Here is a 23,931-nt window from a genome sequence, read left to right as displayed (position 1 = left end):
CTCTACATTATGACATGAATTTTCGTGTTTGACGTACCATAAAATTCTTAAAGTCATCTAAGTAAGTAAAGATAACGGGAACGACAACTAAGGTCAGCAGGGTAGAGGTAATGACGCCCCCAATGACAGCATGCGCCATCGGAGCACTTTGTTCACCTCCTTCACCCAAGCCTAATGCCAATGGCACCATACCCATGACCATCGCACTCGTGGTCATCAAAATGGGTCTAAGTCGTGTTTTACCTGCAGCAATAATGGCATTAAAACGTGTCTCACCGCGATCAATAGCTTTCTTAATAAAGTCAATGAGGAGAATCGCATTCTTGGTTACTAATCCCATTAACATGATGATGCCAATAATGGAAAATAAATTCATTGTTGAGTTAAATAAGAATAATGCAAGGAATACCCCGACCAATGACAATGGTAATGAGGCCATGATCGCCGCAGGATGAATAAAACTATTGAATTGAGAGCCTAAAACAATATAGATAAATACAATAGAAAGTGTAACAGCTGTAACAGCGTACCCAATCGATTCTTCCATATCTGCGTTTGCACCTTGTGTTTCAAAACCATAGCCGGCAGGCATCTCGAAGTTATCTTGCAATGCTTTAATATCTCGACCAATATCACCTGCAGGTCGACCTGAAGTATTGGCTTCAACCATGACTTCACGTGCTAAATCACGACGGTTGATTTGAGATGCACCATAACTTTCTTGTGTGCTTGTTACGCTTGAGAGCGGAACCAAGATCGGTTGATTATTCACATCCACTTTTTGCGATTTTAAATATAAATTATTGATGTCACTTGGAAGCGTACGTTGATCTTCAGAGAGGCGCAAATTGACATCATAGGTTTCACCTTTTTCGTCTTTCCACGTCGTTACATCATCACCAGCAAGGAGAGGGCGGATAACATTGGCAATTTGGCTGACTGATAATCCTAAATCGTTTGCCAGTACACGATTTACATGCACTTCAAGGGTAGGTTTAGGCTCCTTGAGCGAGCTTTCTAAATCCACGACACCATCAATTTTTGCCATTTCCACCATGAAGCGATCAGAAATTTTTTGTAATTCATCTAGCTCAGGTCCTTTAATGGAAATCATGACAGGCTTTTGACCACCAGACACAGTTTCATCCGCTGAAGCTATAGAGGTGAGGGTAATACCCGCCACGGTTTGTAGTCGATCACGAAACTCATTGGTTAAATCAGTCAGTGTCTGAGAGCGCTCTTGGCGAGGACTTAAACTGACTCGGATGCTTACGTGGTTTTTCCCGCGATCAGTCACCCCATTAATAACGCCGTACGTTCCTTTAACCTCTGGATGCTGTCGAATAATAGATTCAACTTGTTTTAACTTTGCCTGAGAGTATTCGAGTGAAGCATCTACGGGCGTTTCAAATTTGATCCGAATTTCACCTTTATCTGGAACAGGTACAAACTCTGTTCCCACCATTTTTGATAGCGCGAGCGCGCCAAACAGTGAAGCAACAGCAACGACAATTGTTAGAAAGCGGAATCTTAGAGCCAGTTTTAGCAGCTTCTCGTACACTTCATTTAATGAATCAAGTTTATTTGAGATCCCATTGAAGAAGCGTTTCAATGCGCTCGGTTTTTTATTTGGATGATGACGTTCAGCCCAGTGAGCTGAGAGCATTGGATCGAGCGTAAAACTGACAAACATTGAGATTAGTACGGCGGTACTCACTGTCACGCCAAATTGGTAGAAGAAACGACCGATAATACCGCCCATGAATGCAACTGGTAAGAACACCGCAACAATAGTCAAAGTGGTTGCGAGAACTGCCAGCCCAATTTCTTTGGTTCCATCTAAAGCAGCAGTCACATGATCTTTCCCCATATCAGCATGGCGGACAATGTTTTCACGTACCACAATTGCATCATCAATAAGAAGACCAATACTTAAAGACAGGGCAAGAAGAGTCATCATATTGATGGTAAAACCAAAAGCCCAAATGAACGTTAATGTACCAAGTAAGGCGATTGGCAGGGTAAGGCCTGTAATAATCGTCGATCTAAATGAACCTAAAAACAGTAGAACGATGACAACCGCAAGTACACCACCTTCAATAATTGTACGGGCAACATCACCAATACTTGCTCGTATGCCTCGAGATGTATCGACAACTACTTTCAATGTTGTCCCTTTCGGGAGTTGTTGTTCTATACGGTTTAGTGTTTTATAAGCCGCATCTACAACATCAATTACATTTGAATCAGAGCTTCTGAGAATATCCAACGCGACAGCATTTTGACCGTTAATGAAGGCACTCGACTCGAGTTCAGCTTGGCTGTCGTAAATTTCAGCTACTTGTTTTAAGTAGATTGGCGTGCCATTTTTACTCGCGACGATGAGATCCCCAAAGGATTGGGGATGAATTACTCTTGATTTAATTTCAACGACCAGCTCTGAATTTGACTGTTTGAGTGTGCCCCCAGGGACTTCAATGTTTTCGCCTTTTAGTGTGTTAATGACTTGATCAACGCCAACACCAAGACTTTGTAATTTTTGTGGATTAACTTCAATACGAATTTGACGCTGCGAGTCACCTAGCAGGTTAACTGTACCTACCCCACGAACAGTTCTCAATTGAGGAACAATTTTTTGATCTAAATAAGAGCTGAGCTCTCGGAGTGACATATTCTCAGACTCAAATACCACCGACATGATGGCACCTGCGGAAGGGTCATAGCGCTCAACAATAGGATCAGTAATTTCATCACGAAATTCAGCTGTCACTGGCGCAATTTTGTCTCGAATATCTTGAGCTGCAACGGTTGAAGGAACATCCAAATTAAACTCAGTGATAATTGTAGAGAGTCCTTCACTCGACTGCGATATCACTTGTTTAACACCTGAGATCGTATTGATCTGATCTTCCATCTTTTTGGTAATTTCAGATTCAACAGTTTCAGGAGAAGCACCTGGGTAAGTGGTATACACGACCACAAATGGGAAATCGACATCAGGGAATTCTTCAACTCCCATTCGTTGCCATGATGATAAGCCCAATACCATCAGGCATAGCATCATCATGATCGTAAAGACAGGATATTTCACACTGATTCGAGTTAACCACATAGTTCAGATCCTGTCTTACTTTGAAGCAATTGAGACTGTTTTATTTAAGTCATCATTATTAAACTTAATTCTACTGATGTAATCCGTTGGCTGAAGACCACTGATCATTGCAATATTCTCGTTGGGTTGTCGATCCAGAATTCGAATATTGGCTTTCTGAATTTTCTGATCACGGATGATCCACAGATAAGGTTTGCCATCTGCATCTTGAATAGTATCAAGCGGAACTTTTTGCCCCTGAATTTGTTTGTCATCTAAAATGAAACCTTCGACAAAAGCACCAATACTCAGTGAATTGATTGATTCATTTGGTTGAGCAAAAAACTCAACCTGACGACTGATTTGATCGGCCATTGGGGAAATGCGTGTTAACTTGGCAGTATAATTTTGGGTAGTCCCTTGAATTTTATATTCAATGTTGTTTCCAATGTTGAGCGCATGTTGAGATTCGACAGGGAGTTTTGCTTGAATCTCTAATTTTTGTGGATCTACGATTTCAAATAGTGTTTGACCCATTGAAACGGTTTGACCAGGTTCAACTTGACGTTTGGTAATCACGCCAGAAATGGGGCTACGAATTAATCCATCAGCATCGGCTTTCAGTGCGATATCCACATTTGCTTGCTGAGCTCGTACAGTTTCGAGTTGAGCTTTATGCTCAACTTGACTTTGTTCATATTCAACCTTAGAAACAAATCCTTGATCATAAAGTCGTTTTTTTCGAGTGACCATATTTGCAGCTTGTTGTGCCTGCGCTTGTGCAGAAGCAAGATTAGCGCGAGCTTGTGCGAGTCGGGCTGCATTATCTTGATTATTTAAACGTACCAAGACTTGTCCTTTAATCACCCTTTCACCGACTTGTACAGAGACTTGACTAGCAGTGGCAGTCACTTGCGCTTGAATTGTACTTTGATTCACAGCGCGTATGGTGCCTGTGAAAGCAAATTTCAGATTTGAGACCCCATTTTCAACTTTGACTAAGTCCTGTTGTATTAATTCAATTTTTTGAGGGGTAGATGAGGTTGGCTGTACACTTTCGTCATTTTTTTGACAAGCGGCTAAAAGACAACTCGTACACAGCGTTCCTAATACGAGATATTTCTTAAACTGACTGCTGTGTCGAGTCGCATTCGGCATGTGATAATTCCTTTCCATTCAGACAAACTCTTCTTTATTCAAGAGTTTTTAAGCGCTTGATAATATTGTCGTATTGTGACTGAGTATTTCGATAGTTTGTTTGTAAAGATTCAATATTTTTTTGGATATTACTCATATTCTGTGCATTATAAGTGATTCGATCTTGTAAGTTTTTAGGGACAGGGTTCCCTTTCTTGATATAGGTCTGTTCCTGCTTTTTAAACAATATTCGATCTTGCTCCAGTTGTTGGTACTGTTGTTTTTGAAAGGTGATTTGTTGGTTGATGTTTTTCAACATATCATCACGTTTGTTCGCAGCCACTTTACTAGAACCGTAAGCGCGTTTTAAGCGTAAATCTTGTTCATGTTGTTTGGCTTGTTGCGTACGTACAGCACTTTGTTGCTGTTCTTTATCGGCATCATAAGGTCGATTTTTTTTAATCACTTGCATATTACGGTCAAGTGCTTCATAACCATGACGAATATGCTCGGGTGTTACCGAGCTACTAATATTAGCTACGCCATTTTTATCATAATAACGATACCAAGACGGTTTGGTCACTGTGGTATTAGCAATTGCTTCACTGATACATAAACCAAATGTCATTATGATCACTAAGAATGTTTTATGATGAAGATGCTTTAACCCAATTCTTGATTTGTGCGAAAGATTAAACATTGGAATCGGCCCCCGTGATATCAATTCAATTTTTTAATTTTTGCTTTTAATAACAAGCATTTTATGTGGTTCTGGTAAATTTATAAATATAAACCGTTAAATAATTTACGCTTAATCTGATTCACCCTTAAATTCTCTGAAGCTTTGTGACACAATCTCTCCGCGAGTACTCAACTGCATTGAAAATCAATGTAATGTTATGTTAGAAAATAATGGTTATTCTCTAAATTAAGCGCTTCATTTTTCTTTAAATCTCATCTCAGGAAGGATCATTCAATGGATGATAATCTGCAAAATATTAAAGTGATGGTCATTGATGATTCAAAAACGATTCGTCGGACCGCAGAAACTTTATTACAGCGTGAAGGATATGACGTTGTAACTGCAGTAGATGGATTTGAAGCATTATCTAAAATTGCTGAAACTCGACCTGATATTATTTTTGTAGATATTATGATGCCGCGTTTAGATGGGTATCAAACGTGCGCATTGTTAAAAAACTCACAAAATTTCCAACATATTCCAGTGGTCATGTTATCCAGTAAAGATGGTATGTTTGATCAGGCAAAAGGACGAGTTGTTGGATCTGATGAATACCTCACGAAACCATTCAGTAAAGATGAGCTATTGAATGCGATTCGTAAACTTGTCGCTTCACGTTAAGTACTGGGAAAACAAAATATGACACGTATCTTAGTGGTAGATGACTCTCCAACAGAAATGTTTAGATTTAAAGAAATTCTGTCCAAAAATGGCTATGAAGTGCTAGAAGCAACCAATGGTGCAGATGGTGTTACCTTAGCGCAAGCAGAGCAACCAGATCTTGTACTTATGGATGTGGTGATGCCTGGTGTGAATGGATTTCAAGCAACTCGGCAAATTGCAAGAGCTGATGTAACGAAGCATATTCCAGTTGTCATTGTCAGTACCAAAGATCAGGATACGGATCGAATTTGGGGCAAAAGACAAGGCGCGGTCGACTACCTGATCAAACCTGTAGATGAATCAAGATTACTTGATGTTATTCAGCAATATTTAAATACAGGCACAGCATGATCACTCAAGATGAAAGTGATCAACAACACTGGTTAACGCAAGCCAGTAATGCTAATTCGGCTCAAGTAAATGAGTACCGTGATGTGCAAAATCAGGACCTCTGGTCTGGTGTATGTTTTAAAGTTGAGCAGCAGCAATTTATTACCCCACTTGGTGATATTGCGGAGGTTAGCCCTTTACTGAGCATTACTTCTTTACCACTTACGCCGCCGTGGTATTTAGGTTTGGCGAATTTGCGAGGTCGAGTACTGACCGTATTAGATCTAAAGCAATTTGCTTTGGGTAAAACCACACAACTACACGCTAATGTTAAAATTTTATGTTTTAACGTGGGGCAAGACTGTGTTGGATTACTTGTGGATGAAGTCCTCGGTGTAAAACATTATAAGAATAATACCTATAGCGCCGGTTCGGATTTGATCGCAGAACCATATAGATTATTTTGCCAAGGTTATTTTCTCGATCATTCAACACCTGTAGCTGTGCTGATGATGAGTCAGTTATATGAGCATGATCGCCTAAAGCATATGTTCACATCTAATTCAATTTAATGTCTAGTCAGCAATAGTTTTTTGGGGGAGCTGAGTGAGTTTACGGTTAAAAAAGACCAGTCGGAATGTGAATGATTCAGATTCCAACACACAGGGATGGAAAGCTTCACTTAAGTTAAAACTTGAACAGTTTTCAGAGCTGTTTGGGCAATCTGCCCAAACGAAGTCTTATTTAATCATGGCTATTATTAGCCTCGTTTGTGCTTTTCTGATTTTATTGTTTCTTATGTTTAATCTCCCACGTACGGTGGAGCAAAGTCGTGGGGTGGGGGAACTGAAATATCTCAATCAAATGATGATTATTCAGACTCAACAGTTTGAGGATAATCCTACAGATTACACATTACAGATTCTCAAAAACTCTCAGCTTATTTTTAGTTCACAACTTGAAAATGTAAAATCAGTTTATTTTTATAGTCCAGCTTTAAATGAAGTAGATCGACTGTGGTTAGAGTCTCAAAGCAATATCACGGAGTCTCAGTTACAAAAAATTCAAGTAGCCCTCAATGAAATTCGCACAGGTTCTACGTGGTTACTGATTTTACTGTCACTTTTATTGTTGATTAGTTTATCGAGCTTCACCTTTGCTGTAATTAAACTTTTTATTTTGAGAAGCCAAGAAGATCGTCTGCGTTTAATGGAACTGGTGGATAAAGATAAGAAGAATCAAACCGCGATTTATCGGCTTTTAGATGAAATTGGGGATTTAGCTGAAGGCGACTTGACCAAATATGCTGCGGTTTCTGCAGATTTTACGGGGACAATCGCGGATTCAATTAATGTAGCGATAGATCATTTGCGTGATTTGGTGATGAGAATTAATCAGGCTTCTCAACAAGTTACCCAATATATTCATCAAACTCAGCTCATGAGTTCACAATTGGCGCAATCTTCAGAGCTGCAAGCTCGTGAAATCCAAAATACATCGCTCGCCATTCATGACATGGCGGACTCAATTGATCACGTTTATGAAAATGCAGCGCAATCTGCAAAAGTTGCTCAGCGTGCTGTACTTATCGCAGCGAAGGGTGGGGAAGTGGTTGAACGATCAATAGATGGAATGGATCAAATACGAGGGCAGATTCAAGAAACATCTAAAAAAATTAAAAGGCTGGGTGAATCTACTCAAGAGATTGGAAACTTTGTTGCAACCATTGAAGACATTGCAGGGCAAACGCATCTGTTGGCTTTAAATGCAGCCATTCAAGCCGCAATGGCAGGCGATGCTGGACGAGGTTTCGCTAGTGTTGCTGATGAGGTGCAGCGTTTAGCTGAACGTTCAACTGCTGCGACCAAACATATTGAGATATTGGTAAAAAATATTCAATTAGATACGCATGAGGCCGTTCGCTCTATGGAGCAAACAACTTCTGAGGTGGTTAAGGGGACTGGACTTGCTCAAGATGCAGGAGCAGCACTTGCAGATATTCAGTTGATTTCAAAACAGTTGGCTCAACTGATTGCGAATATTTCAGCATCCTCAAAAGTTCAGTCAGCTGCTGCGGGTCAAATTGCGAAAACAATGTCGCTTGTGCAAGATGTCACACGAGAAAATCATGCTTCAACCTTAGATACTGCACAATCTATAGCAGAACTCACTCAAATGGCTGATTCTTTAAGGAAATCAGTTGCAAACTTTAAATTACCTGAGTGATTGAGCCATGAAAAATAATAATCCTAATAAAATACAATTATATCTTTCAGAAGCACTCTATCGTGCATATATAGATATGCAGCTTCCTCAGGATGAATCAAATTTTGAAGATGAGGAGCTTATTACCACCTTTGCTGAAGAGCTTAAGGAATTACTTCTAGAAATATCAGAAAATCTTCAAGTCTTATCGAATGATTTAGAACAGGTAAATATTTGGCAAGCATTGCGCCGTAATTTTCATACCTTAAAGGGTTCAGGTCGAATGCTTGGATTCAACTCAGTTTCTGAGCTTGCATGGACCGTTGAGACAATACTGAATATTAGGCTTGATCAGCAACGTTCATGGAGTCAACTGGTCCTTGAGTATGTTGAGCTGATCTCTCGTATATATCGCTACATCATTGTGCCTAGTTTAACAGTGAAACAAGCGATTCAATTAGATGTTAAACCTCTATTGCTTTTAGGTCGGCAATTAGAACATTCAAATATCATAGATCAATCATTGCATCCTTTGTTGGCGATCAACGCTCATCTCACACAGCTAGATCTAGATTTCAGGATTGAATGTCATTGTTTGAATGACTCAAATTCACTCTCAGCAGCAGCCACAATTGAGAATACTCAAATATGGGATAACGAGGTTCTGCAAAGTTTTTATGCTGAAGCTTCAGAACAATTGAAATCCCTGCAAGATATGTTGGATAAATCCAATCAACAATTTCAGGTGGATGCGCTCGCACGTGTTGTCCATTCTCTCAGGGGGAGTTCTGCAATTGTTGGACTTGAGAAAATTGAAGTATTGAGTCAGTCATTCGAAAAAATAATACAACGTAATCCATTTCTTGATACCAACAATAAAGAATTGCAAGCGCTCACAACGCAGTATATTGATTTAATCCAGTATTACTTAGAAAGCTTGCAAACAACAGGTGACAACGTAACGAGACAACAACAGTTTCAGGCATTAGAGCATACTTTTTTAATCGCATTGAGAGACTTCTCAGAACAGATTACACAGAACGATCCAAATCTTGATCCGCTAGAGTTACTCAAGAAAATTGTAGATTTGGGTGTAGAAGATGTTTTTCTTATCGATACCTTTGTACAAGATGGTATTTCTAACCTCGTTAGCTCTACACGTGCTACTGAACGTTCGAGCTTACTGAGTCAACAACTCAGTTCAATTGCTAAATTTGCCATTAAAGTTGATTTTGATCTCCTTCGAAAAATTTCAGAAATTTTGAGTTCAATTCACTCCAACATTGCAAGAGAACCGAATTCAATTGCCTACTCAAATGTCCACCGAGTTTTACAACAAGGGCATGAAAAACTCTTAGAAATATTTGATGAACTTGCTATAGGTCAATTGGCTCAAAATAATGAGGCTTCTCAGCAACTATTAGATGATTTAAAACAACTTAATCATGAATACTTCAGTTTTTCCAATCAATCGAATTGTAGTGGTACTATAGAGCAGGAGAGCGAAGTATCTGCTCGATCCTTAGATGAAACAATTCTGACATTACTCAATATAGATTACGCACTCAAAGATTCAGCGAAAGCAAAACAGGGCTTAGATCGCGAAGTAAGTGGTTTTTTTGTCGAGGAAGCGGAAGAAATTTTGTCTCAAATCGAAGACTTGTTCAATACATGGTTAGAGTATCAAGAAGATGCTACGTGTATCCAAAAAATTATGCGGCAACTGCACACGTTGAAAGGTGGTGCATACATGTTGCAAGCAGATTACTATGCAAATCTAATCCATGAGCTTGAATCTGTATATCTTCAACTCATTTCAGAGCAACACATTGATATAAAAAGTTTCATTATTTTGATTAAAGCCTTACAGCAGGATTTGGTACGGCGTGTCAAAATCATTAAAACTGAGTCTGTTGATTATCCGATAGAACAGGCATTAAGGCTTATTCAGGGTTTAATTGAGCTTGGACATTTCAATCTTAAGGGTGGTGACTCGAAGCTGAACTTAGTACATTCGATGCAAAATGATATCACTCACCACATGTCTTCAGATTTTAGTATTCATTCAACTTTATCAGCGGACCTTGAAACCAATTTAAGTGATTTAGTCACTACGCATAATAATTCATCAAAGTTTGACTCTTCTTCCATTCAGCAAAACTCACATCAGACTGAACCATCTAACGCTAAGGAGAGTGTTTTACCGCCTCCAATGAGTGGTAATTTGCAAAAGTTTGTGCAATCTGCCGTAGCGAACGAGACACTTTCAGTCTCTACTGCTGTAATTGAAGCAACCCTTAATTTGATTGGGGAGGATTTGATTCAACGTTCGCAAGTCGAAGTAGAATTAAAATCATATCGGTCAAATTTGGTAGAAATGGATCAAACCATTCAGCGCCTTACTTCACAATTGAGACGGATGGAAGGGGAATTAGAATCCCAAATTTTATTACAACGTAGATCACATAATTCCGCCGAGCATGGATTTGATCCCTTAGAAATGGATCAATATTCATCACTTAATCAACTCTCAAAATCAATATCAGAGTCAACATCAGACTTGTTAGATATCACAAACACTCTGCACGAAAAGCTTCAGTCTGCAGAAAGTATATTGATTCAGCAGGCAAGAATACAAAACAACATCCAACACTCGTTGATGCGTACTCGTGTCGTGCCATTCAAGACGATACAAATGCGTCTTGAACGCTTATGCAAGCAACTTTCGATGAATCTGAATAAATCTGTTCAGTTACAGATTGAACATGCAGACATCGAATTAGATCGTAGTATTCTTGAAAAGTTGATCACCTCACTTGAGCATATTCTGCGTAATGCGATTGATCACGGAATTGAGTCAGCAGAACAGCGGTTGAAATTAAATAAACCTGAACAAGCAGTCATGCAACTGACACTGGTGAATCATCACAATGAGCTGAGTATTTTGATCAAGGATGATGGTCGAGGAATTGATTCACAAGAGATTAAGCAAAAAGCTGTTGAATTTGGTTGGCTCAATACTGAACGGGAATATTCTGAAACTGAACTATTACAATTGATTTTTAGACCAGGCTTTACCACTGCTGCAAAATTAACAACGGTTTCAGGACGTGGTGTCGGTTTAGATGTCGTAAAAAGTGAAATACAGGCACTGGGTGGGCATGTTCATGTTACTTCGGAAAGAGGACAAGGAACTTGTTTTGAAATCAGAATTCCTAAATCTTCAATTATTACTGAAGCGTTGATGGTAAAAGTTGCAGATCAATTCTTTGCCTTACCGTTACATCAAATACAACGTGTTGAAATGATTGATAGACATGATTTAAATCATGCGAAACAACAGAGTCAGTTGTTGAGGGTGCATGAAGCAAGTTATCAATTAAACGATTTGGCTGACTTCGTGTTGTTAAATCAACATATAAAAAGAAACTCACCATATTCAGAAACCCAAAAAGTTCCAGTGATTTTGGTGAATATGCACCAGTCTCAACCTGTGGCTTTATTCGTTGATGAAGTCTTAGGAACTAATTCACAAATTATTGTGAAACAGACTGGGAGGCTGATCCATCAAATTGATTATCTCAGCGGTGTAACCATTATGGGTAGTGGAGAAATTTGCCCAATTTTAAATGTAAATCGTGTGGTTCAATATCTCACTCAGCAGGATTGGTCTATACATCTAGAGTCGAAGCCCTCTAATTTAGAGCATGACAATGAAGCACCTACGATTTTAGTGGTTGATGATTCGGTCACAGTCCGTAAAGTGACATCTAAACTACTTGAGCGTTATGGTTACCAGATTGTCACAGCTACAGATGGCATTGAAGCACTTGAATATTTACAGTATTCAACACCTGCCTTAATGTTAATTGATGTTGAAATGCCAAGAATGGATGGTTTTGAAGTGATGCAATGGCTGAGAAATCAACCACATTTGCAGAACTTACCTGTGGTTATGATCACTTCACGGGTGGGGGATAAGCATAAACAACATGCTCTTGAACTTGGTGTATCGGCTTATATGGGTAAACCTTTCCAAGAAGCAGTGTTGATTGAGCAGATCAACCAGCTTTTAAAACAGGATTGAAGTATTTTAAGCGAATTAAAAAAGGATGCATTCGCATCCTTTTTTATATTTCATTGCTCTTAAATTTTAATGTTATGCCAATAGCTCAATTAAGATTTTTTCATAAATTTCAGCCAAAGGTTCCAAATGTGCGATTTCAACATGCTCATTAATCTGGTGGATCGTGGCATTAAGTACTCCCAGTTCGAGAACCTGAGCTCCAGTTGGTGCGATAAAGCGGCCATCTGATGTACCACCACTGGTTGATAATTCTGTTGTTGTACCAGTCACATCCAAAATCGCTTTTTTGGCAGCATTGACGAGCTCTCCAACAGGGGTAAGGAATGGTAAACCTGATAGTGTCCACTCGATATCATACTCAACGCCGTGGCGATCTAAAATTTCATGTGTACGTGCTTTTAATTCATCAGCAGTAACTTCTGTAGAATAGCGGAAGTTAAATAATAAGTTCATCGTGCCAGGCACAACATTGGTTGCACCCGTTCCAGCAGAAATATTCGAGATTTGGAAAGACGTTGCAGGGAAATACTCATTGCCTTGATCCCATTCTGTCTCACATAATTCAGCAATTGCTTTTGAGGCTGTATGAATTGGGTTAATGGCCAAATGTGGATAGGCCACATGCCCTTGCTTACCTTTCACTGTTAAATTGGCATTGAGAGACCCACGACGGCCATTTTTAACAATGTCACCTAAAGTATTCGTACTTGACGGTTCACCAACTAAACACCATGTCATTTTTTCTTGGCGTGCTTCTAAAGTTTCTACAACTTTCACTGTTCCATTGATAGATGGACCTTCTTCATCTGAAGTGATCAAAAAAGCAATCGAACCTTTGTGGTCTGGATGCTTAGCAACGAAACGTTCAGAGGCAATTACCATGGCTGCCAACGCCGTTTTCATATCTGCACTGCCACGCCCGTATAACTTTCCATCTCTAATTTCTGGGGCGAATGGATCGGAGTTCCACGCTTCTAGATTGCCTGTAGGAACAACATCAGTATGACCCGCAAAACAAAACACAGGTGATTCAGTCCCGCGACGAGCCCATAAGTTATCTACATCTTCAAAACGCATATTTTCAATGTTAAAACCAATCTTTGATAATCGATCAGCCATAATATTTTGACAGTTATGATCGACTGGAGTCACTGAAGGTTGGCGAAGTAATTGTAAGCTTAAATCGAGTGTTGCAGATTGGGTCATGGAAAGAAATCGAATTGGTCAAAGTCGAACTATCATAAAGTATGTTGAATTTGATGCAAAATATTAATCATTCAAGGGAATCAAATTTAAATAAAAAAAGCCCTATTAAAAAATAGGGCTTTTAGCTTCAACTTCGAATTAGTTGTTACGAATTTCGTTTGAAGTTTTTTCAGCAGTATTTGTTACAGTTTCCCCAGCTTTTGAAACGTCTTGTCCAAAACCTTTGAATGTATTACAACCAGTTAATACAAATGCAACTACGAATGAAGCGGCTAATACTTTTTTCATCATTATCTCCAATGATTGTAAATTATTTTGATGCTTAATCAGAATAAAAATTAATCATTTAGAAGAATATGAGAGTTTTATTATCAGAATGTTATTAATTGTATTCGATACATTTTTTTATTACACGAACTACACGTAAGGAAGCTTTAATGCTGGTTGACGGTACATATAAAACTGATTTGTCTGTACATTGTGATAAAGCCCATTGCTCCACCAATGTGCTTCATTTGAAGTCTGACTCGCATTCGGACAAATCCATTCCTGTCTTTCCAGTCGATAAAAAGATGATCGTAATTGATGTCCCCATGTGCCTATACGACGATGTGGGCTGACCCAGTTGGGTAAGGTTTGAAGTTCGGTATGATACGGAAAGTAGAGTTGACCTTTCATCACCGCAATTTTTCGATCAATTTTATAAGTATTGGCTTGAGTAAATTGAAATTGCTTTTGCGTAAAATGATTGAGCTTTCTAAATAGAGTGTCGCTTCGATTTAATCCGTACCAATGTTGAAGTTGAAAGTCTTGTTCTGCTAAATAAAATTTCAGTGCAACTTCCCATTGTTCAATTTCTTGGGTGTGATGATTTAATATCACAAAGTCAATTTCACCCAAAGTATGGCGGCCATCAATGATTTGAACACTGTGATCTAACAGCGAAAAATCAGCTTGATCGCGTTGATCATCTTGTAGCCAGAACCACATTAAATATTCAAAGCGCAAACCTAGACGAGTACTTTTAAGTTGCTGAATAAAATCAATCAGTTCTTGTGGGTTTTGATCTAGATCATGAAGTCTGGAGATATATTTTTCGTACTGAGTTTGCCAAAATAGTTCATGGTGCAGTTCAAAAGGATGAACGATCGTTAATTCTTTAGGCGCAAAACGAATAATATTAGGACTTGCGATGACAAAAGCCAGTTGGCGTACAATTGCATGATGAAAGTTCTGCCATGGCTCATAAAAATCAGATTGCACCGCTTCTCCAACTAGAATTCAAAACTGAAAATAAATTTACAATCAGACACTACCACAAAAGCATATATACTAGTGAGATTCAACTGAATGAGTTGCGGTATGAAAATCGTGTTTTGGCGGAGCTTGGTCATTATTTTTGTGACTCTAGGTTTTATTGGTGCGCTATTGCCAGGATTGCCAACCACAGTCTTTTTAATTCTTGCCGCATGGGCTGCTTCAAAAGGTTGGCCACAGGTTGATGATTGGCTACTCAATCATCCTAAATATGGACCAACACTGAGAAATTGGCGTGAGCATGGCACAGTTCCACGCAAAGCAAAATGGCTCGCCTCGATGATGATGTTGATCAGCGGTATTCTCATGCTTTATACCAATGCTCCTGATTTAGTAAAAATTTTTACGAATGTCACCATGCTAATTGTCGCGATTTGGTTGTGGTTAAGACCTGAATCAAAAAATACTGTTTAAATGAATGATTAAAATATTTTAACGCTGAGTTTTGTATGAACCCAAATCTTGAAAGTTATAACTTAAGTCAGGCGGATATCCTGATTGATATGGCGAAACAAGTTCTATATGTCCCACGCTTGAAAAAAAGCTATTTGGTGTCTACTGGATTGAACGGTATAGGTGAACAGGAAAATTCAGGTAAAACCCCAAGGGGATGGCATCGTATTGAACAAAAAATTGGCGATGATCACCCAATCAATGCTGTTTTTAAAGCACGTATTTGGACTGGGGAGATCTATGATGTGGAACTTGGCGAGCAATTTCCAGAACGTGACTGGATTCTAACGCGAATTCTTTGGTTAGCAGGTTTAGAATCTGGTTTTAATCAAGGGGAGGGTTGTGATACCTATAATCGATATATCTATATTCATGGTACGCCAGAGTCAGAACCTTTAGGCATTCCTAAATCACATGGATGTATTCGAATGCACAGTGCAGATGTCATTGAGCTATTTGATACATTGGACGAAGGTGCTTTAGTCTATATTTCAGAACAAGAGATCGAATTGGATCAAATTTAAATCAGAATCGTAAAATGTGTTGTGATAAAAACTTTGAATAAAAATAAAAACATATCTCTAATTAGGCAAATAATAGACAAAAAAGCGATTTTTTAAGAGAAATGATCTATTTTTTAATCATTCAAACTGAAAAACTGAGAAACCTGTAGAAAAGCGTTTGACAGTATCTGAGGATTCTCTATAATGCACCACACAAACGATGAAGTCGTAAAGGGCGCTTAGCTCAGTTGGTAGAGCGTCTGCCTTACAAGCAGAATGTCGGCGGTTCGATCCCGTCAGCGCCCACCAAGCCTTTACGTTAAGTTTTAGTGCAGCGGTAGTTCAGTTGGTTAGAATATCGGCCTGTCACGCCGAGGGTCGCGGGTTCGAGTCCCGTCCGCTGCGCCACTTTAAACTTAATAGATTGTTTGTACTTTAATAGAGATATTACATAAGTGCAGCGGTAGTTCAGTTGGTTAGAATATCGGCCTGTCACGCCGAGGGTCGCGGGTTCGAGTCCCGTCCGCTGCGCCATTTTATGTAATGACCTTATTAAGGGCGCTTAGCTCAGTTGGTAGAGCGTCTGCCTTACAAGCAGAATGTCGGCGGTTCGATCCCGTCAGCGCCCACCAGATTTTTTGTGATGCAGCGGTAGTTCAGTTGGTTAGAATATCGGCCTGTCACGCCGAGGGTCGCGGGTTCGAGTCCCGTCCGCTGCGCCATCCTAAAAATCAAAGCCTAATAAGGGCGCTTAGCTCAGTTGGTAGAGCGTCTGCCTTACAAGCAGAATGTCGGCGGTTCGATCCCGTCAGCGCCCACCATATTCAAGCTGCAAAGCTTATATGACCCTAATTGCGTAAGCAGTTACCGTTGCAGCGGTAGTTCAGTTGGTTAGAATATCGGCCTGTCACGCCGAGGGTCGCGGGTTCGAGTCCCGTCCGCTGCGCCATTTTCTAGATCCCTTGTCTAGATATAATGGTTTAAATCAGCAAGATTTCTTTCTTGCATCTTAAAAATAGCGGTGCTATTTTTATTCCTCAAGGGCGCTTAGCTCAGTTGGTAGAGCGTCTGCCTTACAAGCAGAATGTCGGCGGTTCGATCCCGTCAGCGCCCACCATATTCTTTCTATAAAAAGTCTTTTAAGTTTCTATAATTTATATAAAATATGATGAATTCATGTTTATAATAGAATTATGAGAAATCCATACCAGCGTAAGCCTTCAAGTACCTCTATTGCCTCTACAGTTGTCTCTCCAAAAGAACAATACCAACAATTTATGGAAACAATTGTCGCTCAGGCTAAAGTTTATAGTTTATATAATGATGGCTGGGCATTGTGCTCCACTCCATCTGGTCAGCGCACGCTTGCTGTTTGGCAAAGTAAAGGTATGGCACAATTATTGGTTCGTGATAAGTGGGAAAAATATCATGTGGAGGAAATCCAACTGATACCATTTATTGAACAAGTTGTTCCTTATATTCGACAACACAATACGCATTTGTCACTGAACTTGATGCCAGAAGGTCAAAATGTTTTGGTATCGGGGCGACAATTTCTAATTGACCTAAAAGCTTATCTATACCAGTTATCGATCGATCAACCTGAAAAATTAAATAGAGAAGGGGTTCCTTCTCCTCGAAAAATCCGAATACATGATAAATAAAAAATTTAGTATTCTTTTAAGATCCAGCCACTAATATAAGCAAAATATTCTCTAAGCCATGCGTTATATCGTGTGGTTAAAGGAGTTTCAGCACTGACTGATGTGATTTGGGTATAACCTTGAAATCGGGCAATGGCTGCAGCACGTGGTGTATGAAAATCACTAGTGACAACTACAATACAACTATCTTGGTTTAAGCCTATTCTGTTTAGAAGCGGAACACTGTTTTTTAGATTGAGTTCGGTGCTGGTGCTTTGACTTTCTTCAAATATACGCTGTGGGTGAATACGGTACTTGTCGATCAAATATGCTTTCATCACTGCAGCTTCAGTAATTTTCTGATCAAAACCTAAACCGCCAGTTACAATAATAGAACTACTGGAATATTGAGCGGCGATCGTTGCACCTTGGTCTAATCGAGCCTGAAGCGTTGGGGAGGGTTGGTTATTGATTAAACCACTACCCAAAATAATAATCGCATCAGGTGGTGTATTCATGATGGGGGAATGATTTGATTTAGCTAAAAAATTAAAAAAAATAGCCAAGCTGATTAACCAGATGGAAAAAATTGTCCATCCCATTTTCCAAAACAAGTTAAAGTTAGAATGATTCAAACGGTAGTGTTGGATTTTCTTATTAAAAAACAGACATACAATAATCATTATGCCAATAAATGCTGGAAGTACAGTACCTAAATGAATTTTATTTTGACTGATTAAAATGATTCCATCGATTAATAGTATCAATGCTATTAACCAAGCGAAAAATTTTAAAATCCTTATATACATTCGATGTCATCACTAGTGGGAAATGCGAAAAAGTATAGCGCATAAAAAAACCGAGCAGATTAAATAAAAATCGTGCTCGGTTTTGATCATAATAACCGTGTTAATAAACGTCTCTACGGTAGCGACCAGCTTGTCTTAATTCATCTACAGTAGTTTCACCTAAGATTTCAATTAAGGCTAGATCAACATCGCTTGCCATACCATTGATACTGCCGCACACATAGATTACAGCACCTTGATGAATCCATTTAACGACTTCATCCGCATTTTGACGCAGAATATGGTGTACATAGACTTTTTCTGGTTGGTCTCGAGAGAACGCAAGATCAATACGCTTTAACATCGCTGTATTTTGCCAAGCTTCGATTGTTTCTTTATAAAAGAAATCATGTTCGCGTTGGCGTTCACCGAAGATGAGCCAGTTGTCAGTGTAGTCTAAGCGTACGCGAGCTGAAATTAAGCTCATTAGCCCTGCGATTCCTGTCCCGTTACCGATACAGATAATCGGTCGATTATCATCAATTAAATGGAATGATTCATTGGTTCGAATACGAAGTTGTACCTGAGCACCAACCGCAACATGATGTGTTAACCAGCCTGAGCCTAAGCCGAGTTGCTGTTGTTCATCACGTTGTTGACGTACCACCAATCGCATCATGCCTTGAGTTGGAATACTAGCAATCGAATATTCACGAGTAGGTAAGTTTTCAAGCTGCTCAACGAGTTCTTCAGCTGTATTAAATGGCTGAATCTCGCTATTTAAATTTTTATTCCACAGGCTTTCAACTAAGGTTTGACCTGTAGTTGCGAGAACTAAAGCCTCATCTAAGTTGTGTTGTTGTAAAAATGCTTGAATATGTTCAATGCTATTGCCTGGTTGAATTTCTGCAATATCTCCAGCTTGCCAGATCGCGTCGTGATCAGACTCAAGCTCTAAATTATAAGCAGGTTGACCCAAACTGTTTGGATTGAGCAGTGTACGTTTTTGAAGTTTCCATTGATCAAAGACTTTATCAATAGATAGTGTTGCTAATTCCAATTGAGCAGCTTGTGCGAGCGCATCTGTCCAATTTTGAATATCTTGGTTATTGGTATTGTCCACTTCAATCACATTAAAGAGCGGAGTTGCACCAGATGCACTGAACCAGTCATAAATACGATGACCAAAACTACAATAAGTGTCAGGATATTCACGTGAACCAAGTGCCATAACTGCGAATTGAGCATGACTTAGATTCAGTGGATGAGACATCAATTTCTTTTCAAAGCTTGCAGCTAAGTCTGGAGCTTCACCTGTACCGTAAGTACTCGCGACCACTAGAATTTGAGATGCTGTTTGTAGCTCATCAGTGGTCAGGCTTTGCACTGATTTAACAGTGACGGGTTGGCGTGCTGCTTGCAGAATTGAAGCTGTACGCCAAGCCAATTGCTCGGATACACCAGTTTGACTTGCATAAGCGATGAGCCAAGGTTTGGCATTTGGATCAACATCAACCACTGCTAAATTTTGCTTCGCTTCACGGGTCAATTGTTTTTGCTTGCGGCGTTTGAGGTAGAGCATCCAACCCGTCACAAAGAATAACGGCATAGCGAGTGCAGCTAACATCGCGAAGAACTGGTAAATAGGACCAAAGAAGCTGCCACGGTGTACAGGTAACATGCTGCTCATGATTTTTTCATTGAGTTTTTTGTCTTCGTACAATTCAACATCTTTCAATTGATTCGTATTTAAGTCGACAGTCGCTTTGTTACGAGCACGTTCATGTTGCGGAACAGGATCAACGAAACTCAGTTCTAATTCACCGTTTGCACGTTTAGGAATGGTGAAGGTTACGGAAGAAAACTGATTTTTAAACTGTTGATTAAATGTAGACCAAGATTGGTTGAGCGCAAATTGAATCTGTTCTGTTTGGAGTGATTTACGCTCTTCACGTCCTTCACGTCCTTCACGTCCTTCACGTCCTTCACGTCCTTCACGTCCTTCACGTCCTTCACGTTGAGCGTTTGGTCCAGCATTTGAACCAGGACCACCCGCTTGCATTTGGGGTTGCGGGCGCTCAACACCAAGCACTTTAAACATGCCGTTGCGCCACCAGTCATATGACCAATACAAACCTGTACAAGCCAACATGAGATAGAAAATGGCCACCCATGTTCCAACGACTGCGTGTAAATCCCAAATAAAGTTTCGACCTTTTAATTTGGGTTTAACTGAAAACCATTGTTTGAAACTGTGTTTTTTCGGCCAACGTAGATATAAGCCACTGAGGACAAAGAAAATAAGAATCAGTGTACATGCACCGGTAATTTGTTTTCCAACAGGTCCGACTGTCAAGTTACGATGAAGTTGTTGTACGAATGCAAAGAATTTTCGACCTTTAATTTCAGGAAGTAATTCAGCACTGTAGGGATTGATCATCATGGTCAAACCACGACGTTCGCCTTCTTTCGCAACATTGATACTCGATGAGTCAGTAGGTTGAGCAGCAATCGTAATGCTATTGATTTTAAGATCAGGATGCTCCTGCTGGAAATGTTGATAAATTTCAGCTGGTGTTAATTTTGGGCGTTGTTCAGCAACAACTGTATAACTTTCCTGATTGATCAGCTTGATAATTTGCTGCTCATAAGAATATATTGCCCCAGTGACACCCATAAGTGCCAAAATAAGGCCTGCTGTTATTCCGAAAAACCAGTGTAACTGGAAAAATATTTTCTTGAACATAAGGGTCTGAGTGAATTGGAATTTTTGAATGGTGCGATTATAACCTAACTCAAAAAAAGTGGAATGTATTTGAAGATAATATTTATTCTCATTCTCATATAAAAAATTGTGATAAAAAAACCTCCAAAGTTGAAGGTTTTAATATAAAGACGTATTTACAGTGATTTTGGCTCACCAACGCTTTCTTTGAGATGTTTACGGATAGTCTCGAAAGAGAAATTTTTGCTGTTCATTCGTTTTGGCAGGATATAAGCGCCTTGCTGACCTTTAACTTTAAAGTTCACCAGAATGAAATCTGGCGTGTTATACCACTCATAGATATCTTTCCAACCAATTGAACCTACGCCTTCTTGTAGTCCCATTTTTTGACGCATCACGATACCATGAGGCTGAACACCTAATTTAATTCCAGTAATTTCTTGTACTGGAAACTCATTCATTTTACGTTTAGCGTACCATTCTAGTCCAAACTTTCGCACTAAAAAGTATGTCAGCACACAGACTAAAGCCACCCAGCAAAATACAGTAGAGTAATTTTTAATAAAAATTAGACCCAAAATTGCGAGCGCAGTAATTGCACCCATAATAGCCCAAGCTTTAGTACCAATTTTATTTGTGCTGCGCCAGATCGCGAGTTGTGCATGGCGTTGTTCAGCTTCAGTAACCTCGTAAGGAACGGGTTGTAAAGTATAGGCGTATAAGTTTTTTGCAGTCATAGTTTCGTTAACAAAATGTGTATATCTGAGCAGAGTTTAGCATTAAATTAATACAATCAGGGAGTATATTGTACTAATTTACTGCCTTGAAAATTCAACATTTACAGTGATGCCAATGCGCTGGATTGAGTATCATGTTCATGACTTAAACTTTGTTTTAAGGTGCTCAATCGTCTTAATACACCAAGCATTAAAGAAAGTTGCTGTAAAACAATCAATGATTTATGTGAATCCTGATCATCTTTATTCAAACGTTCACGAATCGCGGACTCCAAATTTGTCAGATTTAGCTCAGGGAATTCATCTCGCAAAAAAGCACCTTGGATATCATTTAACGCTTGTTGAAGTAGTTCTAATGTTGACTGATCTTGAATTTTTTCACGATGTGCACCTAGCGCAGCAATATAGCTGATAAACGTATGATTGAGACAGAGGAACTCAAATGCTAAAGCTTTTTGTGTTGGATCAAAATCAGGTTCTGTTGCTAATGTCGATATGAGTGATGCAACATCAGCATCACGATTATGTGCAGTGCGGCGGACTACGCGGTAGTTCAAACTGTTATTACGTCCATGATGATACTGTTGTACGACTTCAGTAAGATACTGGCATTGAGCTTCAAGTGAACGTCTGATTGAATGGGGGAGTCGTCTGAATTTCCAATCTGGAAAAATAAAGCTCACCCCAAACCATGCCAATGCACAGCCAATTAAAGTATCTAACATTCGAGGAAATGCCGCTTGGAAACCTAAACCGTCCAAATTGAAATTAATTAAGGCTAAGATCGTAATAAAGGCAGTGGCTTGCGCATATTGCTTACTGCGTAATTCAAAAAATAGGACGCCACTCACAATTAATAATAAGAGTTGACCTTCGACAGAAGGAACGAAATACAGAATTGCAAAACCAAGAATAATGCCACCGAGTGTTCCCATGATCCTGAGTCTGAGTCGACGTTTTGTGGCGTTGAAGTTTGGTTGACTAACAAATAGGGCTGTTAACAGTACCCAATAACCGTATTCGATATTGGTGACTTGAACAAAAACATATCCGATGAAAAGTACGATGGAAACACGAATTGCATGTCGAAAGAGTACGGATTCAGGGGTTAAATTTTGTTTGATACGAGAAACGATATCTTCCCAACCTTTCAGATCGTCATCTTTAAGTTGGTTTTCTAAATGTTTAGTGCGGTCAAATTTAATATGCCGTTCAGTTTCAAGATTTCGTAATTGAGCATCGATGGCTTTTAAGTTCTGGAGTAAGGCAAAAAGAGCATTAACCCAGATAAGATCATGTTTTTGTTCATCACGGATTTTTTCTAATGACTTTCTGAGATTACTAAATGCATGTTCAAAACGTGGATTATGCTGGTAAGTTGTGCGATTTAAGATGCTTTCACTTAAATCTTTACATGCTTTTGCTTGCAGTGTAAGAATACGTTGGAAGCGAAATAAAATATCACTATGTTCAAAGGCTTTGGTTAATTGTTGATAATCAATATGTGCCGAGTCAGCTCGCTCGTGAATGTCCTGTGCAATAAAATAATATTGTAAGCTGCGACGGGTATCACTTTGACCACGATCTCCTTTTAATCGGGTAAGGAGTGTGGTTTTCATATCATTAAAGATACCTACTAATTTCCCATTTTCCAGCGACAAGCTGATCATACTTTTTTGGTAGCTATTCGCTGTCATATCCACATCAAAGAGATTGGATTTAGCAAAAAGGAAATCACCGAGTGAAGAATAGCTTTTCGAGAGCTGATCTTGAACTTGTCGAGCTGGAAAAATTAAGAAACTAAGCGTAGACAAAATCCCATACCAAATGGCACCAATCACCAAAAGACTAGGTTGCATGTACCATTCGTCAAAAATATCAACACCTAGCATGGCATATACAGAAATTACTAAGCAACCATATGAGATGGTGGCATAACGTCTGCCTAATGAGCCTAGTAAAATGAGACCAATACAAGAGATGATCAGGCCTGAAGCAAAAAGCACAGGATATGGGAATAACAGTTGAACAGAAGCTGCCGCAATAAAGAAACCAATATAGGTATAAATCAGATTCATGATACGTACTGAGAAGCGATCATCGATGTCGCTCAGCCCAGCAGCAACAACCCCTAATGTTAATGGGATCGTCATCAATTGCTGATCTAACAGATAGGGAATAAACGCGGTACCTGCGAAAGCGACGATCATCCGCAGGTTATACATAAATGAAGTATTATATGTCGCTTTTTTAAGCTGAATCAGCCATTTGTTCAAACCAGAATCCTTTATGAATAGAGGATAG

Annotated in this window: 18 protein-coding genes and 8 tRNA genes; 16 read left to right on the top strand and 10 right to left on the bottom strand. The window is 39.3% G+C overall.

All coding sequences use genetic code 11. The features are described 5' to 3' along the window. Nucleotides 1–7 precede the first annotated feature (7 nt). The 3 genes from AC1M9J_RS09950 to AC1M9J_RS09940 are packed head-to-tail and all read right to left on the bottom strand — an operon-like array spanning nt 8 to nt 4,856. Nucleotides 8–3,112, bottom strand: a complete 3,105-nt coding sequence (locus tag AC1M9J_RS09950) for an efflux RND transporter permease subunit (protein ID WP_481952241.1) — start codon at nt 3,110–3,112, stop codon at nt 8–10. A 15-nt stretch (nt 3,113–3,127) separates the two neighbouring features. Continuing rightward, on the bottom strand, nt 3,128–4,249 hold the full coding sequence (locus AC1M9J_RS09945) for an efflux RND transporter periplasmic adaptor subunit (RefSeq protein ID WP_481596323.1): 1,122 nt from the start codon (nt 4,247–4,249) through the stop codon (nt 3,128–3,130). 34 nt (nt 4,250–4,283) lie between these two features. After that, nucleotides 4,284–4,856 carry a hypothetical protein gene (locus AC1M9J_RS09940; RefSeq protein ID WP_481591663.1) on the bottom strand — a complete coding sequence of 191 codons (573 nt, stop codon included), beginning with the start codon at nt 4,854–4,856 and terminating at the stop codon, nt 4,284–4,286. A 348-nt stretch (nt 4,857–5,204) separates the two neighbouring features. Between AC1M9J_RS09940 and pilG the strand changes: the two genes are divergently transcribed. The 5 genes from pilG to AC1M9J_RS09915 are packed head-to-tail and all read left to right on the top strand — an operon-like array spanning nt 5,205 to nt 12,255. Continuing rightward, a complete protein-coding gene (gene pilG, locus AC1M9J_RS09935) occupies nt 5,205–5,591 on the top strand; it encodes a twitching motility response regulator PilG (protein WP_035269072.1) in 387 nt (128 codons plus the stop codon). 18 nt (nt 5,592–5,609) lie between these two features. Next, nucleotides 5,610–5,984: a response regulator gene (locus AC1M9J_RS09930; RefSeq protein WP_035269071.1), complete on the top strand. Its 375-nt coding sequence runs from the start codon at nt 5,610–5,612 to the stop codon at nt 5,982–5,984. After that, entirely contained in the window at nt 5,981–6,535 is a 555-nt protein-coding gene (locus AC1M9J_RS09925) for a chemotaxis protein CheW (protein WP_481596321.1), read from the top strand. The genes AC1M9J_RS09930 and AC1M9J_RS09925 overlap by 4 nt, the downstream gene beginning before the upstream one ends. Before the next feature lie 34 nt (nt 6,536–6,569). Next, nucleotides 6,570–8,189: a methyl-accepting chemotaxis protein gene (locus tag AC1M9J_RS09920; protein ID WP_481952240.1), complete on the top strand. Its 1,620-nt coding sequence runs from the start codon at nt 6,570–6,572 to the stop codon at nt 8,187–8,189. A 7-nt stretch (nt 8,190–8,196) separates the two neighbouring features. Further along, the gene (locus AC1M9J_RS09915) at nt 8,197–12,255 is read left to right on the top strand and encodes a hybrid sensor histidine kinase/response regulator (RefSeq protein WP_481952239.1); all 4,059 of its coding nucleotides are present in this window, start codon (nt 8,197–8,199) and stop codon (nt 12,253–12,255) included. A 72-nt stretch (nt 12,256–12,327) separates the two neighbouring features. Here AC1M9J_RS09915 and dapE read toward each other — a convergent pair whose 3' ends face one another. The 3 genes from dapE to AC1M9J_RS09900 form a co-directional block, all read right to left on the bottom strand. Continuing rightward, nucleotides 12,328–13,461, bottom strand: coding sequence for a succinyl-diaminopimelate desuccinylase (gene dapE / locus AC1M9J_RS09910; RefSeq protein WP_035269063.1), 1,134 nt, complete (start codon nt 13,459–13,461; stop codon nt 12,328–12,330). 138 nt (nt 13,462–13,599) lie between these two features. Next, nucleotides 13,600–13,752 carry an entericidin A/B family lipoprotein gene (locus AC1M9J_RS09905; protein ID WP_092766976.1) on the bottom strand — a complete coding sequence of 51 codons (153 nt, stop codon included), beginning with the start codon at nt 13,750–13,752 and terminating at the stop codon, nt 13,600–13,602. Nucleotides 13,753–13,878: 126 nt separating this feature from the next. Beyond that, nucleotides 13,879–14,724 carry a DUF1853 family protein gene (locus tag AC1M9J_RS09900; protein ID WP_481952238.1) on the bottom strand — a complete coding sequence of 282 codons (846 nt, stop codon included), beginning with the start codon at nt 14,722–14,724 and terminating at the stop codon, nt 13,879–13,881. A gap of 99 nt (nt 14,725–14,823) precedes the next feature. Here AC1M9J_RS09900 and AC1M9J_RS09895 point away from each other — a divergent pair, with 99 nt between their 5' ends. The 11 genes from AC1M9J_RS09895 (at nt 14,824) to AC1M9J_RS09845 (ending at nt 17,398) form a co-directional block, all read left to right on the top strand. Beyond that, nucleotides 14,824–15,192, top strand: a complete 369-nt coding sequence (locus tag AC1M9J_RS09895) for a YbaN family protein (protein ID WP_481952237.1) — start codon at nt 14,824–14,826, stop codon at nt 15,190–15,192. Between the two features lie 35 nt (nt 15,193–15,227). Then, the gene (gene elsL / locus AC1M9J_RS09890) at nt 15,228–15,755 is read left to right on the top strand and encodes a cell wall-recycling L,D-carboxypeptidase ElsL (RefSeq protein ID WP_481952236.1); all 528 of its coding nucleotides are present in this window, start codon (nt 15,228–15,230) and stop codon (nt 15,753–15,755) included. Nucleotides 15,756–15,967: 212 nt separating this feature from the next. Then, a tRNA-Val gene (locus AC1M9J_RS09885) sits at nt 15,968–16,043 on the top strand. A 22-nt stretch (nt 16,044–16,065) separates the two neighbouring features. Further along, nucleotides 16,066–16,142: transfer RNA gene (locus AC1M9J_RS09880), tRNA-Asp, on the top strand. Nucleotides 16,143–16,191: 49 nt separating this feature from the next. Beyond that, nucleotides 16,192–16,268 (top strand) — tRNA-Asp (locus tag AC1M9J_RS09875). A 22-nt stretch (nt 16,269–16,290) separates the two neighbouring features. Then, nucleotides 16,291–16,366 (top strand) — tRNA-Val (locus AC1M9J_RS09870). Nucleotides 16,367–16,379: 13 nt separating this feature from the next. Further along, nucleotides 16,380–16,456 (top strand) — tRNA-Asp (locus AC1M9J_RS09865). Nucleotides 16,457–16,479: 23 nt separating this feature from the next. After that, nucleotides 16,480–16,555 (top strand) — tRNA-Val (locus AC1M9J_RS09860). A 51-nt stretch (nt 16,556–16,606) separates the two neighbouring features. Continuing rightward, nucleotides 16,607–16,683, top strand: a tRNA-Asp gene (locus AC1M9J_RS09855). 92 nt (nt 16,684–16,775) lie between these two features. After that, nucleotides 16,776–16,851: transfer RNA gene (locus AC1M9J_RS09850), tRNA-Val, on the top strand. Nucleotides 16,852–16,927: 76 nt separating this feature from the next. Continuing rightward, nucleotides 16,928–17,398 (top strand): DUF2750 domain-containing protein, encoded by a 471-nt coding sequence (locus AC1M9J_RS09845; RefSeq protein WP_035268330.1) that lies wholly within the window; start codon nt 16,928–16,930, stop codon nt 17,396–17,398. A 5-nt stretch (nt 17,399–17,403) separates the two neighbouring features. Here AC1M9J_RS09845 and AC1M9J_RS09840 read toward each other — a convergent pair whose 3' ends face one another. From AC1M9J_RS09840 to yccS, 4 genes are all read right to left on the bottom strand, one after another. Beyond that, nucleotides 17,404–18,144 carry a YdcF family protein gene (locus tag AC1M9J_RS09840; RefSeq protein ID WP_481952235.1) on the bottom strand — a complete coding sequence of 247 codons (741 nt, stop codon included), beginning with the start codon at nt 18,142–18,144 and terminating at the stop codon, nt 17,404–17,406. Nucleotides 18,145–18,286: 142 nt separating this feature from the next. Continuing rightward, nucleotides 18,287–20,911 (bottom strand): PepSY domain-containing protein, encoded by a 2,625-nt coding sequence (locus AC1M9J_RS09835; protein ID WP_481952234.1) that lies wholly within the window; start codon nt 20,909–20,911, stop codon nt 18,287–18,289. A 155-nt stretch (nt 20,912–21,066) separates the two neighbouring features. Further along, a complete protein-coding gene (locus AC1M9J_RS09830) occupies nt 21,067–21,627 on the bottom strand; it encodes a YcxB family protein (protein WP_035268336.1) in 561 nt (186 codons plus the stop codon). Nucleotides 21,628–21,728: 101 nt separating this feature from the next. Continuing rightward, nucleotides 21,729–23,903, bottom strand: a complete 2,175-nt coding sequence (gene yccS, locus AC1M9J_RS09825) for a YccS family putative transporter (protein ID WP_481607731.1) — start codon at nt 23,901–23,903, stop codon at nt 21,729–21,731. Nucleotides 23,904–23,931: the final 28 nt, after the last annotated feature.

The organism is Acinetobacter sp. ANC_7588 (assembly GCF_056783995.1).
The sequence above is the reverse complement of the archived record's forward strand: the minus strand, read 5'-3'. Positions and strand labels throughout refer to the sequence as shown.